Here is a 17,105-nt window from a genome sequence, read left to right as displayed (position 1 = left end):
GAAAGCGAGCACCCACATGAGCAGCACGGTAGACCCCGAAGACCGCACGCCCCGCCACACGCGCGCCGATGCCGGAACCCAGGCCACAGATGCCCGCATCCATGATGCCCGGCAGGACGGCGCACACGCGGAGCGTCCCGCGCCGGCCGGCACGGACACCGGGGTCCTCACGGCGACCCGGGAGGACCGGCTTGCGGGGGAACCCGTCGTTGACGAGATTCCGACACGTCAGAGCGTCGTCGCCCGCGAAAAGGAACAGTTCGGGGGCATCCAGATCGGCGCGGCGTTCTTCGGGTGGCTTACCGCCACCGGCACGGCTGTCCTGCTGACCGCACTGGTAGCCGCCGCCGGGACGGCCGTCGGGCTGGCCACGAACAGCGATGTGAATGCCACGGTCAACCAGGCGTCCAGCAACCAGACCGTGGGAATCGTCGGGATCATCGTGCTGCTGGTGATCCTGCTGGTCGCCTACTACTGCGGCGGCTACGTGGCCGGCCGGATGGCCCGGTTCAATGGCGCTCGGCAGGGCCTCATGGTCTGGATCTGGGCCCTGATCGCCGCCGTGGTCGTAGCCGCGCTGGGCTTCGTCGCCGGACAGCAGTTCAACATCCTGGCCAACCTGAACAGCTTTCCCCGCATCCCCATCAATGAGGGCCAGTTGAGCCTGATGAGCATCATCGCCGCCGTCGTGGTCGCGGTCGTGGCGCTGATCGGCGCAGTCCTGGGCGGACTCGCCGGCATGCACTTCCACCGGAAAGTGGACCGCGCCGGCTTCGCCCCGGGAATAGCCGACCGGGACTGATCCCTGAACCGGGCGCCGACTGAGCGTTATCTGATGGCGTCGGCACCGACGTAGTACCAGCGCCGGTCCTGCCGCACGAACCGGCTGGTTTCGTGCTGGACGCCACGGTCGCCGTCGTGCCGGTAGTGCGCAGCGAACTCCACCACTCCCTCGGTGTCCAACGGGCCGCCCCGGCTGGTGGAGAGGATATCCAGGCGCCGCCATTGCATGTGCGGGTCCAGCTCCAGCCCCGCGGGCCGGGTGTCCGGATGCCAGGTGCGCAGCAGGTACTCCTCATCCCCGACCACGAAAGCGCTGTACCGGGACCGCATGAGTTGCTCCGCCGTCGGCGCCTCGGCGTCCCCGCGGTGGAACCGTCCGCAGCAGTCGCCGTACTGCTCGCCGGACAGGCACGGGCAGTTGCCCTCATCGGGCAGGGCTGCCGGGCTCGCGGACCGGTCCGCTGGGGACCTGTCGCCTGGCTCGGATCCGGCTGCTGCGGCGTGCGTCACAAGGTGTCCTTCCGGCCGGCCGGACGACGCCGGCGGGTGTCTTCGACTATAGCTGCCGGCCCCCGCGCCCGCTTCACTGCTCGCGCATAACGGCTTCGACACATCTTCGCCTGGACCCCCGGGAGCGGCACGGAGCGGGCGAAAAGTACGTATTGTTAAGCGAGGCTCTCCTGCCCGCCACGTGCTTGCGGCAGGGAGCCGCGCTGCAGCAGGCTGGCTAGGAGAGGTGACATGGAAGATCCGACAACCATTGCGCTGAACCTAACTTTTTTCGGCACCCTTGGCGTGGCGTTCGTCATGTTCCTCGGGCTCTTCCTGGTCTTTGCCGCCACGCTCGTGATCGCCGGAATCGGCCGCCTTGCGGCCGTTGTGGTCATGGCCGTCGCGAGAGTTCCCGGCCGCGGCCAGCAGCCGCGGGACCAGCAGGCAGACCGACCCGTTGGCCGGCCGGCAGCGGCTGCGAAGCCGGCGGGAACGGCCAAGCCGGACCGCGCCGCTCGGCCCGGTGCCAAGAAGGAGCCCGCGCTGTCGCCCGAGTGGGCGGCTGCCGTGGCCCGGGCGGATACCCGCGCCGCCGCGAGGGCCAGGGCCGAGGCCGGCCCCGCCGTCCGGGTTTCGGTCCGCGACTTACCCAGCCCCAAGGCGCCGGTGCGGGACATCACGAAAGTCTCAGCCCTGGTGGAATCTGCCACGGACGCCAACGGAACACCCGGCGTCGTCCCCCGCGCGTTCAAAAAGCCGCCCATGGCCGCCGCGAAATCCCTGCTCGACACCGGCTCGCTCGTGTCCTTGCGCGGCATTCTTCAAACCGGCAATGCCAAACCGCAGGACCAGGAGCGCAAAGCCGGCTGAGGCCTTACCCCCGGCAAACAAGTCGACTACGTTGGGACCCATGGAATTCAGATACCTCGGGAACAGCGGCTTCAAGATTTCGGAAATCACCTTCGGCAACTGGCTGACCCACGGCTCACAGGTAGGGAATGACGTAGCCACCCAGTGCGTCCGGGCGGCGCTCGACGCCGGAATCAGCACCTTCGACACGGCAGACGTTTACGCCAACACGGCCGCGGAGACGGTCCTGGGCGAATCACTGAAGGATGAACGCCGGGAGTCGTTGGAAATCTTCACCAAAGTCTTCGGCCCCACCGGTCCCAAGGGCCACAACGATCTGGGCCTGTCCCGCAAGCACATCATGGAATCCATCAACGGCTCCCTCCGGCGGCTGCAGACCGACTACGTGGACCTGTACCAGGCCCACCGTTATGACTTCGAGACGCCGCTGGAAGAGACCATGCAGGCCTTCGCGGACATTGTGCGGCAAGGCAAGGCCCTGTACATCGGGGTCAGCGAGTGGACGGCCAACCAGATCCGTGACGGCCACGCCTTGGCCGAGGACCTGGGCTTCCAGCTGATCTCCAACCAGCCGCAATACTCCATGCTGTGGCGGGTGATCGAGGCCGAGGTAATTCCCACCTCGGCAGAGCTGGGCTTGTCGCAGATCGTCTGGTCCCCGATGGCACAGGGCGTGCTGAGCGGCAAGTACCACCCCGGCAAACCGGCCCCCGCAGGCAGCCGCGCCACGGACGCCAAGGGCGGTTCGCGGATGATCGAACGCTGGATGTCCAGCGAGGTCCTGAACAGCGTCCAGCAGCTCAAACCGATTGCGGATGAGACCGGGCTGACCATGGCCCAGCTCAGTATTGCCTGGGTATTGCAGAACAAGAACGTGGCCTCGGCGATCATGGGCGCATCCCGGCCGGAGCAGATCGAGCGGAACGTGGCGGCCGCCGGGGTGAAGCTGGACCCGGTGATCATGGACAAGATCGATGCCGTCATCGGTTCGCTGGCCGAGCGCGATCCGGCACAGACCAAGTCTCCCGCCTCCCGCGAGGCCTAGCCCATGACCGCCGCGCCCGATCTCGCCGTCACCGGCTCCACCGGCCAACTCGGCGCCCTGGTGGCCAGGCTGCTGGCCCAGGCCGGAAGCGCCCAGCGCCTCCTGGTACGGGACGCCGCCCGCGCCCCGGACCTCGAAGGCGCTGTCCCCTTCGTGACCGCCTACGCCGACGCGGAGCGGACGAAGGCTGCCTTGGTCGGCGCGAAAACGCTGTTCATGGTCTCCGCCGCCGAAGCCGAGGACCGGCTGCAGCAGCACTACGCCTTCGTCGACGCGGCCGCCGCAGCCGGGGTCCAGCACATTGTGTACACCTCGTTCTTCGGAGCAGCGCCGGATGCCACGTTCACCCTGGGCCGGGACCACTTCGCCACCGAGGAACGGATCAAAGCCTCCGGCATGGACTACACATTCCTGCGGGACAACTTCTACCTGGACTTCCTGCCATTGCTGGCCGGGGAGGACGGCGTCATCCGGGGTCCCGCCGGGGACGGCGTAATGGCGGCCGTCGCGCGGTCGGACATTGCACGCTCGGCCGTTGCCGTGCTGCGGGACCCGGCTCTGCATGTGGGGAGGACCTACAACCTCACCGGCCCGGAAAACATCTCGTTGACCCGTGGCGCGTATATCCTGACGGCCAAAACTGGCCGGACCATCAGCTTCCACAACGAAACCTTGGAGGAGGCCTACGCGTCACGTGCCTCCTACGGTGCACCGCCGTGGCAGGTGGATGCCTGGGTGAGCACATACACGGCCATCGCGGCCGGCGAACTGGCCGGCCCGACGTCGGACGTGCATGAGCTGACGGGCCGCGAGCCGCTGAGCCTCGAACAGTTCCTGGCCGAGGCTCACACGCTGTAGCCCCCGGCGCCGGTGCGTGCCGGCCCTGGCCCGGCAGCGCGTGGCCGGTATTGACGGCTTTCAGGCGGCGGCGTAGACCTGAACTCAGGTGGCACCGGCCACAACCGGGCTGGTCCCTTTGAAGAATCGCAGCGCGCCATGCCAAAGCAAATGTCCCGATATTCCTCTGTCCTGAAGAGTCCGCGCCGCCAGGCTGCAAACCCGCGGCCGCATTCCGGCGAGCCGAGCCACGGCCCGCTGACGGCCGAAGAGCTCCAGCTCGCGGTGCGCAATCATTCCATGCCGCTCGAGGCCCTGCGGAACGACACCACGCCGCCAGGGCTGCACTATGTGCTGACCCACTTCGACATCCCGTTCATCGACGCCGGGCACTGGCACCTGCGGATCGGCGGGGCCGTGCAGCGGTCCACGGAGTTAAGCCTGCGGGCCTTGCTCCGGGCGCCGAGTATCACCCTCCCGGTGACGCTGGAGTGCGCCGGCAACGGCCGGTCCCTGCTGCGGCCGCGCCCGTTGAGCCAGCCTTGGGTCTTGGAGGGGGTAGGCACGGCCTTATGGACCGGCGTCCCGCTGGCCTACCTGCTGGCCCGGGCGGGGGTGGACGACGACGCCGTGGAAGTGCTTTTCAGCGGAGCGGACTCCGGCGTCCAGGGCGGCGTCCCCCAGCAGTACGCCCGAAGCCTGCCCATCGAGGAGGCGCTCCGGCCCGACGTCGTACTCGCCTACCGGATGAACGGCGCCGAGCTGCCGCCGCAGCACGGTTATCCGCTGCGGCTGGTGGTCCCCGGCTGGTACGGCATGGCCAGCGTGAAGTGGCTGTCCTCGATCAAGGTTCTGACCAGGCCCTACGAGGGTTTCCAGCAGGCCGTAGCGTACCGCTACCAGCAGGACGCGGACGACGCCGGCACCCCGGTCACGTGGATTAAGGTCCGTTCGCTGATGGTTCCGCCGGGCGTCCCGGACTTCTTTAGCCGCAGCCGCCACCTTCCCGCAGGGCCTGTCATGCTGACCGGCCGGGCGTGGTCCGGGCAGGGCGCCGTGCAGCGGGTCGACGTCGGGATCGACGGCAAGTGGGCACCGGCCCAGCTGGAACACCCGGCGTCGCCTTTTGCATGGTGCGCATGGTCCATGCCGTGGGTGGCCGACCCCGGCGAGCACCAGCTCGCCTGCCGCGCCACCGATTCCAGCGGTGCCGTGCAGCCCCTGGAACCGGTGTGGAACTACCAGGGCATGGGCAACAACGTGGTGCAGCGGATCCAGGTCAGCGTGGAGTAAGGAAGGACGTGCGGGGGCCTAGCGGCCGCGGCGCAGGTGCTCCGCGTTCAGTTCATCAAGTTCCTCGTCCGTGAGGTCATCGAAGCCGCGGGCTTCGCGTTTGTCGCTGCGCGAGAAGCGGATGAACATCAGGATGATGAGGGGCAAGTCGACAATTTCGCAGATGAACCACAGGACGTCACCGGCCAGTTGCTGGTCACGCAGGGCGTTCGGGAACCAGCCCACGGCGGACGGCACCGTCGTGACGTGGTCGAGGACCTGGCCGTTGAGGCGCAGCAGGATCCCGGGCACGGCATCGACCAGAAGCTCAATGAACACGAACACGAATTCCACGACGAAGAACGCGCTGGAACGGCGGAAATCGGCCTCCTCGATGATCGGCAGCGCCATCATCATGCCGAGCAGGGGGACCCCGACGGTCAGCAGCGCCTCGGCCAGCGGGGCCGTGCGGAGGGTGTAGAACGCCGGGGTGAGGAAGGTCGAGAAGAGGGCGAGGCCCAGGAGCGGGGCGGCCATGGTGTTGCCGGCGAACCGCACCGCGCGGTGCCCGAGCGTTTTGTTCAGCCTGGCGACGCCCCGCGGCGGGAGGGCTGCGCGGGCGAGGGAGATCGGTCTTCCCAGCCCAACCAGCAGCGGCACCACGAAGAGCAGGAGGGAAATCTTGAGCGTGAAGGCCCAGCGGAGCTGCCCGCTGTAGACGCCGGGGAATCCGCACGTCAGCACCGCGAGGAACCCCAGACCCAGGACATAGAACGCCAGCGTCCGCCAGACGGACTGGCGGTGGCCGCGCACCGTCGCAGCCTTCAGGCCCAGCGCGTACAGCACCGCCGAACCGACGATCAGGGCGGCGGCGGCCCAGTCTATCCGACAGGCGGTGAGGACTACATCAAGAGGCGGCACGGGCCCATGGTAGTGGTCTTATCTTGGAAGACCCCGAATCTTGGCGCGCCTCGGGCCTGTGCGCTGCCGGTCAGTCTGGTGCTGGCCTCAGCAGCCCTCAAAGTCGGTGAGCACCTTGACCTTGGCCGCTGAGGCGGACGCGGAATCGAAGGTGTAGCCGATCCATTCCCGGGCGAGCCGCCGGGCGAGCTCGATGCCCACCACGCGCTGGCCCATAGTGAGGACCTGGCAGTCGTTGGAAAGGATGGATCGCTCCACGGAGAAGGAGTCGTGCGCCGCGGTGGCGCGGATGCCTTCCACCTTGTTCGCGGCGATGGCCACGCCGATCCCCGTGCCGCAGAAGAGGATGGCCCGGTCCGCGGCGCCGTCCCGGATCATCTCGCCAGCCGCAATTCCCACATAGGGGTAAGGCTTGGTGAAGTCATCCGGCGCATCGGTGCGGTTGACCCCGATGTCGATGACCTCGCTGACGCGGGGGTCGTTGCGCAGGTCCTCCAGCACCTTGTCCTTGTAGTCGACTCCGGCTTCGTCTCCGCCGACAATGAGCCGCAGCCCCATGGCTTGTCCTTCCGTCGTCATTACTCTGCTCCAGCCGGTGCCGCAGCAGGAGGTACCGTTCCGCCGCCGTTCTCCGCAGCGGTGCCGGTGAAGTGCGGCCCCATCACGGCAAACACCATGGCCAGGGACGTGGCACCGGGATCCGGCGTGCCCAGGCTCTTTGCGGCCAAGGGGCGGGCGCGGCCCTTCAGGGGAAGGAGGTCCGCTGTCGCTTCGGCCGCGGCTGCCGCGTTCCCGGCGGCACCCTGCCAGGCCCGGCCGGGCGCCACGCCCTCAGCCACCCCGCGGCCGAACGCGGAGGCGAAGGGCAGCAGGGCGTCCACCATGGTCTTGTCGCCCGTTTCGGCCTTGCCCAGCTGGATGATTCGGTTCGCGAACGCGGTCACGCCGTCAGCAAGTTCAGCTGCTGCCGGCGCCGAGGCGTTCCCTATGGTCTCGCCAAAGGCGCGCAACCCGGCTCCCCACAGCACCCCGGAGGTTCCTCCGGCCTTGTCCGCCCAAGCGTCGCCGGCGGCGGCAAGTACGTCGCCTGCTCCCGCGCCCTGATCCAGAGCCGAAACTGCTGCAGCGGCTGCCGCATCCACGCCGCGCACCATGCCGCGGCCGTGGTCACCGTCGCCGGCGATGGCGTCCAGCCGGCCAAGCCGTTCCTCGGCGTCGTGAAGGGACGACTGCGCGGCCCCGATGGCTGCGACGCAGCGGGAAGCGTACTCGCGGGAGTCATCAGTCGCAACGAACACGTCCGAGGGCGTGCCGCCGTCGGACGCTTCCTCGGTGCCCGGCGCCCCGGCTTCCCGCGGCGCATTGCCGCGGCGGTAGGCTGGGGTTTCTGCCGGGGCGACCCACAGCGGTTCCAGCTCCGCATCCAGCCACGTGATGGTCAGCGAGACGCCGGCCATGTCCAGGCTGGTGACCAGTTCGCCCACTTCCGGCATGACCAGGGTGTAGCCCGCCGCGCGCAGCAGCGGCGCCACCGTCCCCCACAGGACGAACAGTTCCTCATGCTTGGTGGATCCGAGCCCGTTGAGGATAACGGCGATCCGCTTGCCGGCGTTGTGCGGCGCTTCGGAGAGCACCCGCGCCACCAGTTCCTGGCCCAACTCCCTGGCCGAGGGCAGGTCGGTGTCGTGCAGGCCGGGCTCGCCATGGATGCCAAGTCCCAGACCCATTTGTCCGTCCGTAAGGGTGAACAGTGGCGACTCGGCACCCGGGAACGTGCAGCCGGCGAACGCGCTGCCGATGGTGCGGGTCACGTCGTTGGCCTTGCGGCCCAGGCGCACGACGTTGGCCAGATCGGCACCCGCTTCGGCTGCCGCGCCCATGATCTTGAAGACCGTGAAGTCGCCGGCGATGCCGCGGCGTTTATCTGCTTCCGACGGCGGTGCGCTGGCGATGTCGTCCGTGACCAGGACGTTCTCCACCTGGACCCCTTCGGCGGCCAGCCGTTCGCTGGCCATGCCGAAGTTCATCACGTCGCCGGCGTAGTTGCCGTAGGTGAAGACGACGCCGGCGCCGCTGTCCGCGGCCTTGGCCACGGAGTACGCCTGCTGCGCGGAAGGCGAGGTGAAGATGTTCCCCACCACGGCCCCGTCGGCCAGTCCGGTGCCGATGAGGCCCGCGAAGGCCGGGTAGTGCCCCGACCCGCCGCCGGCCAGCACGGCCACCTTCGGGTGGCCGGGGCGGTGCCGGCGGACGGCACCGCCGGGCACCGGGCGCACCAGGTTGGCATGGACGTCGCAGAAGCCGGCAAGGGCCTCCTCGGCGAACTCGGACGGGTTGTTGAAGATTCTGGTCATGGTGGGCTCTCTTAGCTGCGCTAGGTCTTCTGACGCTCAGTCCTGGCCGGCTGGCGGCTAGTGGATGTGGCTTCCACCGTTGATGTCGATGGTGGTTCCGGTGAGGTACGCGGATTCCTCGGAGGACAGGAAGGTGATGACGGCCGCGATTTCCTCGGTGGTGGCGTTGCGTCCCAGCGGGATCCCGGCGTTGATCGCGGCTTCCTGCTCCTCGGTGCTGCCCACGCGGATGTTGGTGTCTACGGCGCCGGGCGTGATGGCGTTGACGGTGACGCCGGTGGCGCCGATCTCGCGGGCCAGGGCCTTGGTGAAGCCCAGGATCGCTGCCTTGGCAGCGGAGTAGGGGACCTTGCCGAAGACGCCGCCGCCCCGCTGCGCGGACACGGAGGACATGTTCACAATCCGGCCCCAGCCGTTGTCGATCATGTCCGGCAGGAATGCCTTGGTGACCAGGTAGGTGCCGGTGGCGTTGACGTCCATGACCTTGTGCCACAGCTCAAGGGTGGTCTCCAGGAACGGTACGGGCGAGGTGATGCCGGCGATGTTGGCCAGGGCGCCGACTGCCGGGAGCGAGCCAGCCTTAACCTCGGCCGCCACAGCCGTGTAGGCGGCGTTGACGGAGTTCTCGTTGGCGACGTCGATCTCGTGGCCGAAAGCGGGGACGTTGAATTCGTTGCCGATTTCCGCTGCGACCTTGGCGGACTTCTCGCCGTCGAGGTCCAGGATCACCACGGCCCAGCCCTGGCTGGCGTAGCGGCGTGCGGTGGTGATACCGATGCCCCGGTCCGAGGTTGCCCCGGTGAGGACGGCGGTGCGCTGGATGGTGGTCATGATGCTCCTTGGGTTTGCATTGAGTGGTTTCCTGATTGCTTGTTAGGCGGATCGATGAGGTCTGTGATGAAGCCGGCGGCCTTTGCGGCCGCGGCTGGGCGTTCCTCGTGGGTGACGTCCCGGGTTTCCAGCTCCAGCGAGAAGTGGCCGGTGTAGCCAACGGCTGCGAGCGCGGCCAGGCCGGCGGCGAAATCGGCGTCGCCGTTGCCGATGCTGAGGTTGATGTTCCCCGGCACTGCGTCACGCAGGTGGACATGCTCGATCCGGCCCTGATGACGCTTGAGGTACTCGAGCGGATCCTCGCAGGCCGCCACGATGTGGCTGAAGTCCATGACGATCCCGACGCCGGATCCGGCAAGCCGCTGGGCCAGCAGTTCTGCGCGCTCAAGGTTCCAGCAGAAGCGCAGGAAGTGCAGCGACTCGGTCCAGAGTTCGACGCCGAACTCCTGCGCCCGGTGTTGGGCCCGGATGAGCTGCGCGGCGATGGTGTCCAGGTCCTCGCCGAGGCTGCGGACCGGATCATGGCCGAGGGCGCCGCAGGGCAGGACGAGGGCTTTGGCCCCGGTGCCGGCGGCCAGGGAAAGGAGGGCCTCGAGGTGCCGGTCCCGGGCGGACTGTGCGTCGTCGTCGAGCACGGCGTTCAGGTCGCCGATGTCCCCGTTGACCGATCGGACCCGCAGCCCGGAGGCGCGGACATCGGCCGTCACGGTGGCGACGGCTGCTGCGTCCAGGTCATAGGGGACGTGATCGCACACTCCGGGCAGCGCGCCCAGATCGATTTCTTCGAAGCCGAGGTCCGCGATGGTGCGCAAGGCTGTGGGCAGGTCCTGGTGACGGAAGCTGATGGACGAGCAGCCGAGTCGGTAATTGAACATCGTCATTGATCCTCTGGTCGCGCCTTTAGGGCGGTGGTGATGTGGACCACATTATCGAATTCAACTGTCAACAGTCAACCTTCGGAGTCGACTGTTGACAATGCTTTATTGTCTGGGTCACACTGGCGTATCATCTGTTAACAGTCGACAGCGGTGGCGCGGAAGCGTCAGCGGCTCTCTTCGAAAGGGATTGACATGAGCAACGAAGCTCTCACCATGCGGGGCCCGGTGCACGGCACGAAGGACGCCCGACGCGTCGCAATCGGCTCCGGCGTCGGCGCGGTGATCGAAACCTACGACTTCATCGGTTTCGGCACCGCGGCTGCCCTGTACTTCGGCACGGCGTTCTTCCCCACCGGCGATCCCGTGACGGGAACGCTGGCGGCGTTCGCCACCCTCGGCGTCGGGTTTGCGGCCCGCCCCATCGGCGGCATCATCGGCGGCCACCTCGGTGACAAGGTCGGCCGCAAGCCGGTCCTCGTGGCATCCCTCATCCTGATGGGCCTCGCCACGTTCCTGATCGGATTGCTGCCGACCTACAGCCAGGTGGGACTGCTGGCCCCCGGCTTGCTCGTGTTCGTCCGCATCGTCCAGGGCCTGGCCTTCGGCGCGGAATGGGGGGGCGCGATCCTTATGAGCTACGAACACGCCCCGTGGAAGTCCAAGGGCAAATTCACCGGCATCGTCCAGGCCGGCTTCCCGGTGGGCCTGCTCCTGGCCAACCTCGTCTTCCTCGGCAGCGTCCAGCTTGGCGGCGAACTCGCCTGGCGCATCCCGTTCCTGGCCAGCATCGTGCTGGTTGTGGTCGGTCTGATCATCCGCTCCAAGGTCCCCGAGTCCCCCGTCTTCGACGAGGTCAAGGACCACGGCGACATCGTCAAGTCCCCCGTCGTCGAGGTCATCAAGACCGACTGGCGCAACATCATCAAGGGCATCGGCCTGCGCATCGCCGAAACCGCCGGCTACGCCGTCTCCATCACGTACATGATTTCCTATCTCAACAGCCAGCACCTGGCGGACAAGACCCAGACCCTCGTGGCCCTCTGCATCGCGTCGGCCATCGGCATTTTCGCCACCCAGGCCTGGGGCCGCCTGACGGACAAGATCGGCCGCCGACCCGTCTACGTCTGGTCCTGCGCCTTCGCCGTCCTCTTCGCTGTACCGATGTTCCTGCTGGTCAACACCGGCCTGTTCATCTTCATCATCGCCACCCTGGTGATCTCCTACGCCGTGTGCCAGAACTCGCTCGCCGGCGCCCAGGGTGCATGGTTCCCGGAGCTCTTCCAGGCCAAGACCCGCGCCTCCGGCGCCTCGCTGGCCTACCAGATCTCGGCCATGGTCTCCGGCTTTACCCCGTTCATCACCACGCTCCTCTTCGTCAGCCTCGGCTGGATGGGCCCGGCTCTGCTTTTCGGCGCCTACGCTGCCATCGGCCTTTGGGCCGCCCTTGTCACCCGGGAGACCTGGGGCAAGCGCGAGCGCCGGCTCGCGGAGGAAGCCACCAAAAGCACACCCCAGTCGGTGAACGCCCGATGACCGCCATCCACGAAGTCGGCCCGCAGAAAGTGCACAGCAACGAATTCCCCCAGAAGGAACGAATGACCCAGGAAACTGCTGCAGACCGCCCCGACGGCCGCATCGAAAAAATCAGTGCCGCGGCGTACCGGATCCGGCATCACGCCCTGAACATGGGCGAGGTCCAGGGCCAGGGCTACGTGGGACAGGCCCTCGGCGCCGCGGACATGCTCGCCGCCGTCTACGCCGACCAGCTCAAGTTCCGCGCGGACGACCCGCACTGGGAGGACCGGGACCGGTTCCTGCTCTCCACCGGGCACTACGCGATCGGGCACTACGCGGCCCTGGCCGAGGCCGGCATCGTCCCGGTCGAGGAGCTGGAGACCTACGGCTCCGACGACTCCCGGCTCCCGATGTCCGGAATGTCCACCTACACCCCCGGCATGGAAATCTCCGGCGGCTCCCTCGGCCACGGATTGACCATCGCCGTCGGCATGGCCTTGGGGCTGCGCCACCAGGGCTCGGACGCCCGGGTGTACAACTTCCTCTCCGACGGGGAACTGGACGAAGGCTCCACCTGGGAGGCCGCCATGGGCGCCCACCACCACCAGCTCGGCAACCTCACCGCCATGGTGGACATCAACGCCCTCCAGGCCGACGGCAAGACCGACACCGTGCTCCGCACCGAACCGATTACGGAAAAGTGGGAAGCTGCCGGCTGGTACACCCAGCGGGTGGACGGCAACGACATGCCCGCACTCCTGCAGGCCTTCGACAACGCAGCGGCCCAGGCCGCCGCCGTCGGACGTCCCTCGGTGATCCTGTGCGACACGAAGGTGGGCCGCGGCGTGCCGCTGCTGGAGGAACGGGAAAAGGCGCACTTCATGCGCATCGAAGAACACGAATGGCAGCTCTGCCGCGAGCAGCTGACCGCAGGATACGAAGGAAAGGCCGCCCGATGAGCACCACCGCCGCCCCCGCCAGCACAGCTCCGGCAAGCACGGCCCCGAAGCTGAAGACCTCGGCGATGATCGCGTCCTTCGCGGACCCGGGCCAGAAGACCGCCTCCGCGCCGTTCGGGCACGCCCTGGTCAAAGCCGCGCAGGAAAACGACAAGATCGTCGGCCTCACCGCTGACCTGGGCAAGTACACCGACATGCACATCTTCGCCCAGGCCTTCCCGGAACGCTTCTTCCAAATGGGCATGGCCGAACAGCTCCTCTTCGGCGCAGCAGCCGGCCTCGCCGAAACCGGCCTGGTCCCGTTCGCCTCCACCTACTCCGTGTTCGCCGCCCGCCGCGCCTACGACTTCCTCTGCCTGGACGCCGCCGAACCCAACCTGAACGTCAACATCGTCGGCGGCCTCCCCGGGCTCACCACCGGCTACGGCCCCAGCCACCAGGCCACCGAGGACATGGCGATCTTCCGCGGCATGCCCAACCTGACCATCGTGGACCCCTGCGACTCCCTCGACATCGAACAGGCCGTCCCGCAGCTCGCAGCCAGCGACGGGCCGACCTACCTGCGCCTGCTCCGCGGCAATGTCCCCACGGTCCTGGACGAGTACGACTACACCTTCGAACTCGGCAAGGCCAAGGTCCTGCGCGGCGGCAACGACGTCGTTTTCGTCTCGAGCGGCCTGATGACCATGCGGGCGCTCCAGGCAGCCAAGGCCCTGGCGGCGCACAACGTGGACGTCGCCGTCGTCCACACGCCCACCATCAAACCGTTCGACGCCGAAACCGTCCTGGCCGAAATCAACACCGACCGTCTCGCGGTCACCCTGGAGAACCACAGCGTCGTCGGCGGCCTGTTCGAAACCGTCGGCTCCGCCGTCGTCACCGCCGGCCTCGGCAAGCGCGTCGTTCCGGTGGCACTGCCCGACGAGTTCCTCGACGCCGGCGCCCTGCCCACGCTGCACGAGCGCTACGGCTTGTCCGTCCAGCGGATCGTGGCCAAGGTCCTCGCCGAGCTTGGCTAGGCCCGGCGCCCGCCGCCGCCCGCCCAGGGCGGGCACCGGCAGGGGCGCGGGGACGGCACCCCACCCCGCGCCCCTGGCGTGGCATCATTGTTAACACGGCGACTGTAGACAGTTGACCACTGACCTTGGGAGAAACCGATGGCCGCGACAGCTACCCTGCTGGGACTGGAAAAGAAGAGCCTCCGCGAGCAGGCGCTGGCCGCGCTGCGGACCGCCATCACGAGTGGGGCACTGGAGCCGGGCCGCCATCTGGTGGAAACCGAGCTGTCCGAGATGCTGCAGATCAGCCGGGGCACGCTCCGGGAGGCTTTGCGGCAACTCGAACAGGAAGGTCTCGTGTCCGCCGGCGCCCGCGGCAGGCTCTCCGTGCGGCACCTGGATGCCAAGGAAATCCGTGACATCTACTCCGTCCGGGCCGCGCTGGAATCCTTGGCGGCCCGCAGCCTGTGCGAGCTGCCGGACCGCCAGCACGTCATCGGTTCGCTCCGCGCAGCCATCCAGGCCATGGAGGCGGCCACCCACGGGACCCTCGAGGACCGGGTCGAATCCGACCTCGACTTCCACCGCACCATGTGCCGCCTCACCGGCAACGAGACGCTGCTCCATTCGTGGGAATCCCTGGAAGGTTCCATCCGGATGTCCATCATGTTCGCCGGGCTCGAAAAGGGTGTCCGGAACATGAGCGTGGACCGGCACAACGACATCGTCGGCGCCATCGAAACCGGGGACGCCTCCCTGGCCCGCAAAACCATCCGCGAACACATGGACGTCGCCGCCGCCAACCTCGTGGGCTAGCCAGTCCTAGTAGTCCACGATCGCGCCGGCAGAGATGTTGACGGTCGCGTCGGTGATTGCGGCCGCCCTGTCCGAGACGATAAACGAGGCCACGTTCCCGACGTCGGCCAGCGTGGCTGTGCGGTTCAGGTGCGCGGACCGGGCAATCTCCACGACGATTTCTTCCCTGCCTTCGGCCTGCCACGGAATGGTTTCAATGATGCCGCCGGTGACCATGGTGACCACCCGGATGCCGTGCTTTCCCAGTTCCAAGGCCCACTGCCGGCGCAGTCCTTCCATCGCGTCGAGCGCCACCTTGAACCCGCCGAGGCCCGGTATGGTCTGCGGCCCCGAGCCACCAAACATGAGCACCACGCCGGAGCGCTGCCTGACCATATAGGCGGCGGCCGCACGCGTGGTGAGAAAGTGCGTCCGGGCGGCCAGGGTGATGGGCCGGGTGAAGTCATCCACATCGATGTCCATCAGCGGCTGCTGGACGTCTCCGAACGAGATCACATTGAAGGAAATGTCAATCCTTTTGCTTTTCTTTGCCACCCGGTCCACGAAGGCATCCACTTGCTCTTCGTCCAGGGCGTCGACGACGGCGGTCTCGGCGACGCCGCCGGCCTCGCGAATGTCGCGGGCCACCTTTTCCAGCCGCGATTCAGTCCTCCCGGCGATGTAGACCGAGGCACCTTCAGCCGCGAAAGCCCGCGCCACAGCCCCGCCGACGGCCCCGCCGCCGCCGTAGATCAGGGCGGTCTTGCCGTGCAGCAAACCGTTCTCCGGAATCCCGTAATTCAGCATGGTGGCCTGCCTCGTGCCGCGGAGTTCGTGAATTCCCTCAACTATGTTCTTGCACAGTGCCGGTGGCAAGAGGACAGCGCGGCGCGGCCCGCGGCTAGGTCACGGGAGACCCTCCGCGGGGTGGCTCCGCAGGGCCCGCTCCGCCGGGGGCCGGCGGCCCGACGGCGGGACCGGGCGGCGGCCCGACGGCGGGACCGGGCGGCGGCCCGACGGCGGGACCGGGCGGCGGCCCGACGGCGGGACCCGTGTGCGCCGGTGCCAGCGCACCGCCTGGATCCACAGGGCCCATGTCGAGGTGGAATGGCGGGTATTCGTCCCGCAGAAGCCCCACGTAGGTGATGACGCGATAGATCCAGCGGTTCAGGCCAAGCAAAAGCTCGAATAGCCCGGGCCAGTATCGGCCGGTGAACAGCAGGATGACCCCGGCGATGAAGACCAGCAGTCCCAAGAGCGAAATGCCCACTCCTTGCTCTACCCAGCGACCGTCCCGGAACTCCCAGGAGCTCGCAGTCCCTGTCAGCACGCCGATGATCAGCAGATGCGGGATGGCAAGCAGCCACGATTTCACCAGCACCAAGCCCCTGGAGAGCCGGTCGGGATAGTCGACGTCGAAGTCCGCCGGGTAGTCGGTCCGGGCAAGTGTGAACGGTGGGTAGACGTCTGTGCCGAGCGCACTGAAAGCGTAGAAGGCCACGCGCCAGTTCCAACGGATAACACCGACATTGAAGTTGAACAGTGAGCGCGGAAAACGGCCCGTGAACAGGATCGCAAACCACGCCACGATGGTGACCACCCCGAAGGCGAACCAGAGAAAGAACAGCACGATGCAGTGCGGGACGGCCAGGAACCACTTCACAAGCCACATCCAGCGCGTCAGGTTCGGGTCGAGATAACCGTTCAGGCGCGCCGGATACACGTACGGCACTGACGCCGGCGTCGCGGGATACGCAAATCCGGGCGGGGCCGGGTAGCCCGGCGGAGTGCCGCTCCCCGCGCCGGCTGTACCCGGCACGCCGGGGTCCGGCACGCCCGCGACCGGGTAGCCCGGGGCCGGGCGGCCGGGGCCCGCTGCGCGGCCGAGTCCCGCGGCGCCAAGCACGGTGAGCGGCAGTCCAATCAGCAGCATCACGAGACCGCCGATCAGCAAACCAATGAAGACCGGCCAAAGCAGATCGGAGCGCGCCCCGGCCTGCAGATTGACCGCCACCGGACCCGAAGCGTCGGCATTCATCACAACCACGGCCCACGCTCCGGAGCGCAGGTCCCACTTGAGTTCCTGTTCCCCCGGGCCTGTGACAGTCGCGGCCCAGAAAGTCTGCTGCGTCGGGCTGGCGGGCGCTTTCGTGCCGGCCACGTCGCGGTAGAGGGCACGGAACGGGTCAAACCGGACGTCCACGATCTCCGTGTGTGGGACTGTTGCCAGGTAGGTCGCGACGTCGGAGCGCGGGGCAACGCCGATGAAAATATGCTTGCCCGGGTCGGTGGTTGAGCCCCGGAGCAACACGCTGCCGGGGAGATCCACGGGGACGCCGTCGGGCCGGGCGGCTTCGGTCATGACGTCCAGACGGGGGGTCGTGAGCGCGTAGGAATTGCCCGTGAATGTCTCCGACGGCGTCGTGAAGTATCTGCCGTCGCGCTGCTGGTAGTTGGCCCAGCCGGTGACGCCGGCACCGGCCAGCAGTCCCAAACCCATCAAGGCGCACAGCGCACCCAGCACCAGCATGACCATCCGGCCTGCTTTCATGGCC

At 67.7% G+C, this 17,105-nt stretch carries 17 protein-coding genes; 9 read left to right on the top strand and 8 right to left on the bottom strand.

Annotation, left to right across the window (positions count from 1 at the left end; genetic code table 11):
* Window positions 1-16: 16 nt before the first annotated feature.
* On the top strand, window positions 17-802 hold the full coding sequence (locus ACFVVK_RS15645; protein WP_390268752.1) for a hypothetical protein: 786 nt from the start codon (window positions 17-19) through the stop codon (window positions 800-802).
* Between the two features lie 26 nt (window positions 803-828).
* Here ACFVVK_RS15645 and ACFVVK_RS15640 read toward each other — a convergent pair whose 3' ends face one another.
* Window positions 829-1,218: a YchJ family protein gene (locus ACFVVK_RS15640; protein ID WP_390268821.1), complete on the bottom strand. Its 390-nt coding sequence runs from the start codon at window positions 1,216-1,218 to the stop codon at window positions 829-831.
* A gap of 306 nt (window positions 1,219-1,524) precedes the next feature.
* Here ACFVVK_RS15640 and ACFVVK_RS15635 point away from each other — a divergent pair, with 306 nt between their 5' ends.
* From ACFVVK_RS15635 to ACFVVK_RS15620, 4 genes are all read left to right on the top strand, one after another.
* Entirely contained in the window at window positions 1,525-2,145 is a 621-nt protein-coding gene (locus ACFVVK_RS15635; RefSeq protein ID WP_390268749.1) for a hypothetical protein, read from the top strand.
* Window positions 2,146-2,185: 40 nt separating this feature from the next.
* Complete coding sequence (locus ACFVVK_RS15630) at window positions 2,186-3,190, top strand: aldo/keto reductase family protein (protein ID WP_390268746.1); 1,005 nt, start codon at window positions 2,186-2,188, stop codon at window positions 3,188-3,190.
* A gap of 3 nt (window positions 3,191-3,193) precedes the next feature.
* Entirely contained in the window at window positions 3,194-4,048 is an 855-nt protein-coding gene (locus ACFVVK_RS15625; RefSeq protein WP_390268743.1) for an SDR family oxidoreductase, read from the top strand.
* Window positions 4,049-4,186: 138 nt separating this feature from the next.
* Entirely contained in the window at window positions 4,187-5,320 is a 1,134-nt protein-coding gene (locus tag ACFVVK_RS15620; RefSeq protein ID WP_390268740.1) for a sulfite oxidase, read from the top strand.
* Window positions 5,321-5,338: 18 nt separating this feature from the next.
* Here the strand turns inward: ACFVVK_RS15620 and ACFVVK_RS15615 are convergent, their stop codons facing one another.
* From ACFVVK_RS15615 to ACFVVK_RS15595, 5 genes are all read right to left on the bottom strand, one after another.
* Window positions 5,339-6,220, bottom strand: coding sequence for a cytochrome c oxidase assembly protein (locus tag ACFVVK_RS15615; protein WP_390268738.1), 882 nt, complete (start codon window positions 6,218-6,220; stop codon window positions 5,339-5,341).
* Window positions 6,221-6,307: 87 nt separating this feature from the next.
* Complete coding sequence (locus ACFVVK_RS15610; protein WP_390268735.1) at window positions 6,308-6,799, bottom strand: RpiB/LacA/LacB family sugar-phosphate isomerase; 492 nt, start codon at window positions 6,797-6,799, stop codon at window positions 6,308-6,310.
* A complete protein-coding gene (locus tag ACFVVK_RS15605; protein ID WP_390268732.1) occupies window positions 6,799-8,574 on the bottom strand; it encodes a dihydroxyacetone kinase family protein in 1,776 nt (591 codons plus the stop codon). Before ACFVVK_RS15605 ends, ACFVVK_RS15610 begins: the two co-directional genes overlap by 1 nt.
* A 57-nt stretch (window positions 8,575-8,631) precedes the next feature.
* The gene (locus tag ACFVVK_RS15600) at window positions 8,632-9,405 is read right to left on the bottom strand and encodes an SDR family NAD(P)-dependent oxidoreductase (protein ID WP_390268728.1); all 774 of its coding nucleotides are present in this window, start codon (window positions 9,403-9,405) and stop codon (window positions 8,632-8,634) included.
* Window positions 9,402-10,280 (bottom strand): sugar phosphate isomerase/epimerase family protein, encoded by an 879-nt coding sequence (locus tag ACFVVK_RS15595; protein WP_390268818.1) that lies wholly within the window; start codon window positions 10,278-10,280, stop codon window positions 9,402-9,404. The genes ACFVVK_RS15600 and ACFVVK_RS15595 overlap by 4 nt, the downstream gene beginning before the upstream one ends.
* A gap of 195 nt (window positions 10,281-10,475) precedes the next feature.
* Between ACFVVK_RS15595 and ACFVVK_RS15590 the strand changes: the two genes are divergently transcribed.
* The 4 genes from ACFVVK_RS15590 to ACFVVK_RS15575 all read left to right on the top strand — a co-directional run bounded on the left by ACFVVK_RS15590 (window position 10,476) and on the right by ACFVVK_RS15575 (window position 14,571).
* Window positions 10,476-11,816, top strand: coding sequence for an MFS transporter (locus ACFVVK_RS15590; RefSeq protein ID WP_390268725.1), 1,341 nt, complete (start codon window positions 10,476-10,478; stop codon window positions 11,814-11,816).
* 62 nt (window positions 11,817-11,878) lie between these two features.
* A complete protein-coding gene (locus ACFVVK_RS15585) occupies window positions 11,879-12,757 on the top strand; it encodes a transketolase (RefSeq protein ID WP_390268722.1) in 879 nt (292 codons plus the stop codon).
* Complete coding sequence (locus tag ACFVVK_RS15580) at window positions 12,754-13,776, top strand: transketolase family protein (RefSeq protein ID WP_390268719.1); 1,023 nt, start codon at window positions 12,754-12,756, stop codon at window positions 13,774-13,776. Before ACFVVK_RS15585 ends, ACFVVK_RS15580 begins: the two co-directional genes overlap by 4 nt.
* Before the next feature lie 138 nt (window positions 13,777-13,914).
* A complete protein-coding gene (locus ACFVVK_RS15575; protein ID WP_390268716.1) occupies window positions 13,915-14,571 on the top strand; it encodes a GntR family transcriptional regulator in 657 nt (218 codons plus the stop codon).
* A 6-nt stretch (window positions 14,572-14,577) separates the two neighbouring features.
* On the opposite strand, the gene ACFVVK_RS15570 is transcribed toward ACFVVK_RS15575, so the two are convergent.
* Both ACFVVK_RS15570 and ACFVVK_RS15565 read right to left on the bottom strand, forming a co-directional pair.
* The gene (locus tag ACFVVK_RS15570; protein ID WP_390268713.1) at window positions 14,578-15,357 is read right to left on the bottom strand and encodes an SDR family NAD(P)-dependent oxidoreductase; all 780 of its coding nucleotides are present in this window, start codon (window positions 15,355-15,357) and stop codon (window positions 14,578-14,580) included.
* A 94-nt stretch (window positions 15,358-15,451) separates the two neighbouring features.
* The gene (locus ACFVVK_RS15565) at window positions 15,452-17,101 is read right to left on the bottom strand and encodes a DUF4389 domain-containing protein (RefSeq protein WP_390268710.1); all 1,650 of its coding nucleotides are present in this window, start codon (window positions 17,099-17,101) and stop codon (window positions 15,452-15,454) included.
* Between the last annotated feature and the right edge of the window lie 4 nt (window positions 17,102-17,105).

Origin of the sequence: Arthrobacter sp. NPDC058192 (assembly GCF_042883665.1) — a bacterium.
Taxonomy (GTDB): Bacteria; Actinomycetota; Actinomycetes; order Actinomycetales; family Micrococcaceae; genus Arthrobacter.
This window is presented reverse-complemented; position numbering and strand designations above follow the sequence as displayed.

Bases quoted from the DNA above. Each gene is read 5' to 3' on its own strand.
- ACFVVK_RS15630 (WP_390268746.1), top strand. From the start codon at position 2,186: ATGGAATTCAGATACCTCGGGAACAGCGGCTTCAAGATTTCGGAAATC.
- ACFVVK_RS15575 (WP_390268716.1), top strand. From the start codon at position 13,915: ATGGCCGCGACAGCTACCCTGCTGGGACTGGAAAAGAAGAGCCTCCGC.
- ACFVVK_RS15580 (WP_390268719.1), top strand. From the start codon at position 12,754: ATGAGCACCACCGCCGCCCCCGCCAGCACAGCTCCGGCAAGCACGGCC.
- ACFVVK_RS15610 (WP_390268735.1), bottom strand. From the start codon at position 6,799: ATGACGACGGAAGGACAAGCCATGGGGCTGCGGCTCATTGTCGGCGGA.
- ACFVVK_RS15605 (WP_390268732.1), bottom strand. From the start codon at position 8,574: ATGACCAGAATCTTCAACAACCCGTCCGAGTTCGCCGAGGAGGCCCTT.
- ACFVVK_RS15600 (WP_390268728.1), bottom strand. From the start codon at position 9,405: ATGACCACCATCCAGCGCACCGCCGTCCTCACCGGGGCAACCTCGGAC.
- ACFVVK_RS15595 (WP_390268818.1), bottom strand. From the start codon at position 10,280: ATGTTCAATTACCGACTCGGCTGCTCGTCCATCAGCTTCCGTCACCAG.
- ACFVVK_RS15570 (WP_390268713.1), bottom strand. From the start codon at position 15,357: ATGCTGAATTACGGGATTCCGGAGAACGGTTTGCTGCACGGCAAGACC.
- ACFVVK_RS15590 (WP_390268725.1), top strand. From the start codon at position 10,476: ATGAGCAACGAAGCTCTCACCATGCGGGGCCCGGTGCACGGCACGAAG.
- ACFVVK_RS15645 (WP_390268752.1), top strand. From the start codon at position 17: ATGAGCAGCACGGTAGACCCCGAAGACCGCACGCCCCGCCACACGCGC.
- ACFVVK_RS15620 (WP_390268740.1), top strand. From the start codon at position 4,187: ATGCCAAAGCAAATGTCCCGATATTCCTCTGTCCTGAAGAGTCCGCGC.
- ACFVVK_RS15585 (WP_390268722.1), top strand. From the start codon at position 11,879: ATGACCCAGGAAACTGCTGCAGACCGCCCCGACGGCCGCATCGAAAAA.
- ACFVVK_RS15625 (WP_390268743.1), top strand. From the start codon at position 3,194: ATGACCGCCGCGCCCGATCTCGCCGTCACCGGCTCCACCGGCCAACTC.
- ACFVVK_RS15635 (WP_390268749.1), top strand. From the start codon at position 1,525: ATGGAAGATCCGACAACCATTGCGCTGAACCTAACTTTTTTCGGCACC.
- ACFVVK_RS15565 (WP_390268710.1), bottom strand. From the start codon at position 17,101: ATGAAAGCAGGCCGGATGGTCATGCTGGTGCTGGGTGCGCTGTGCGCC.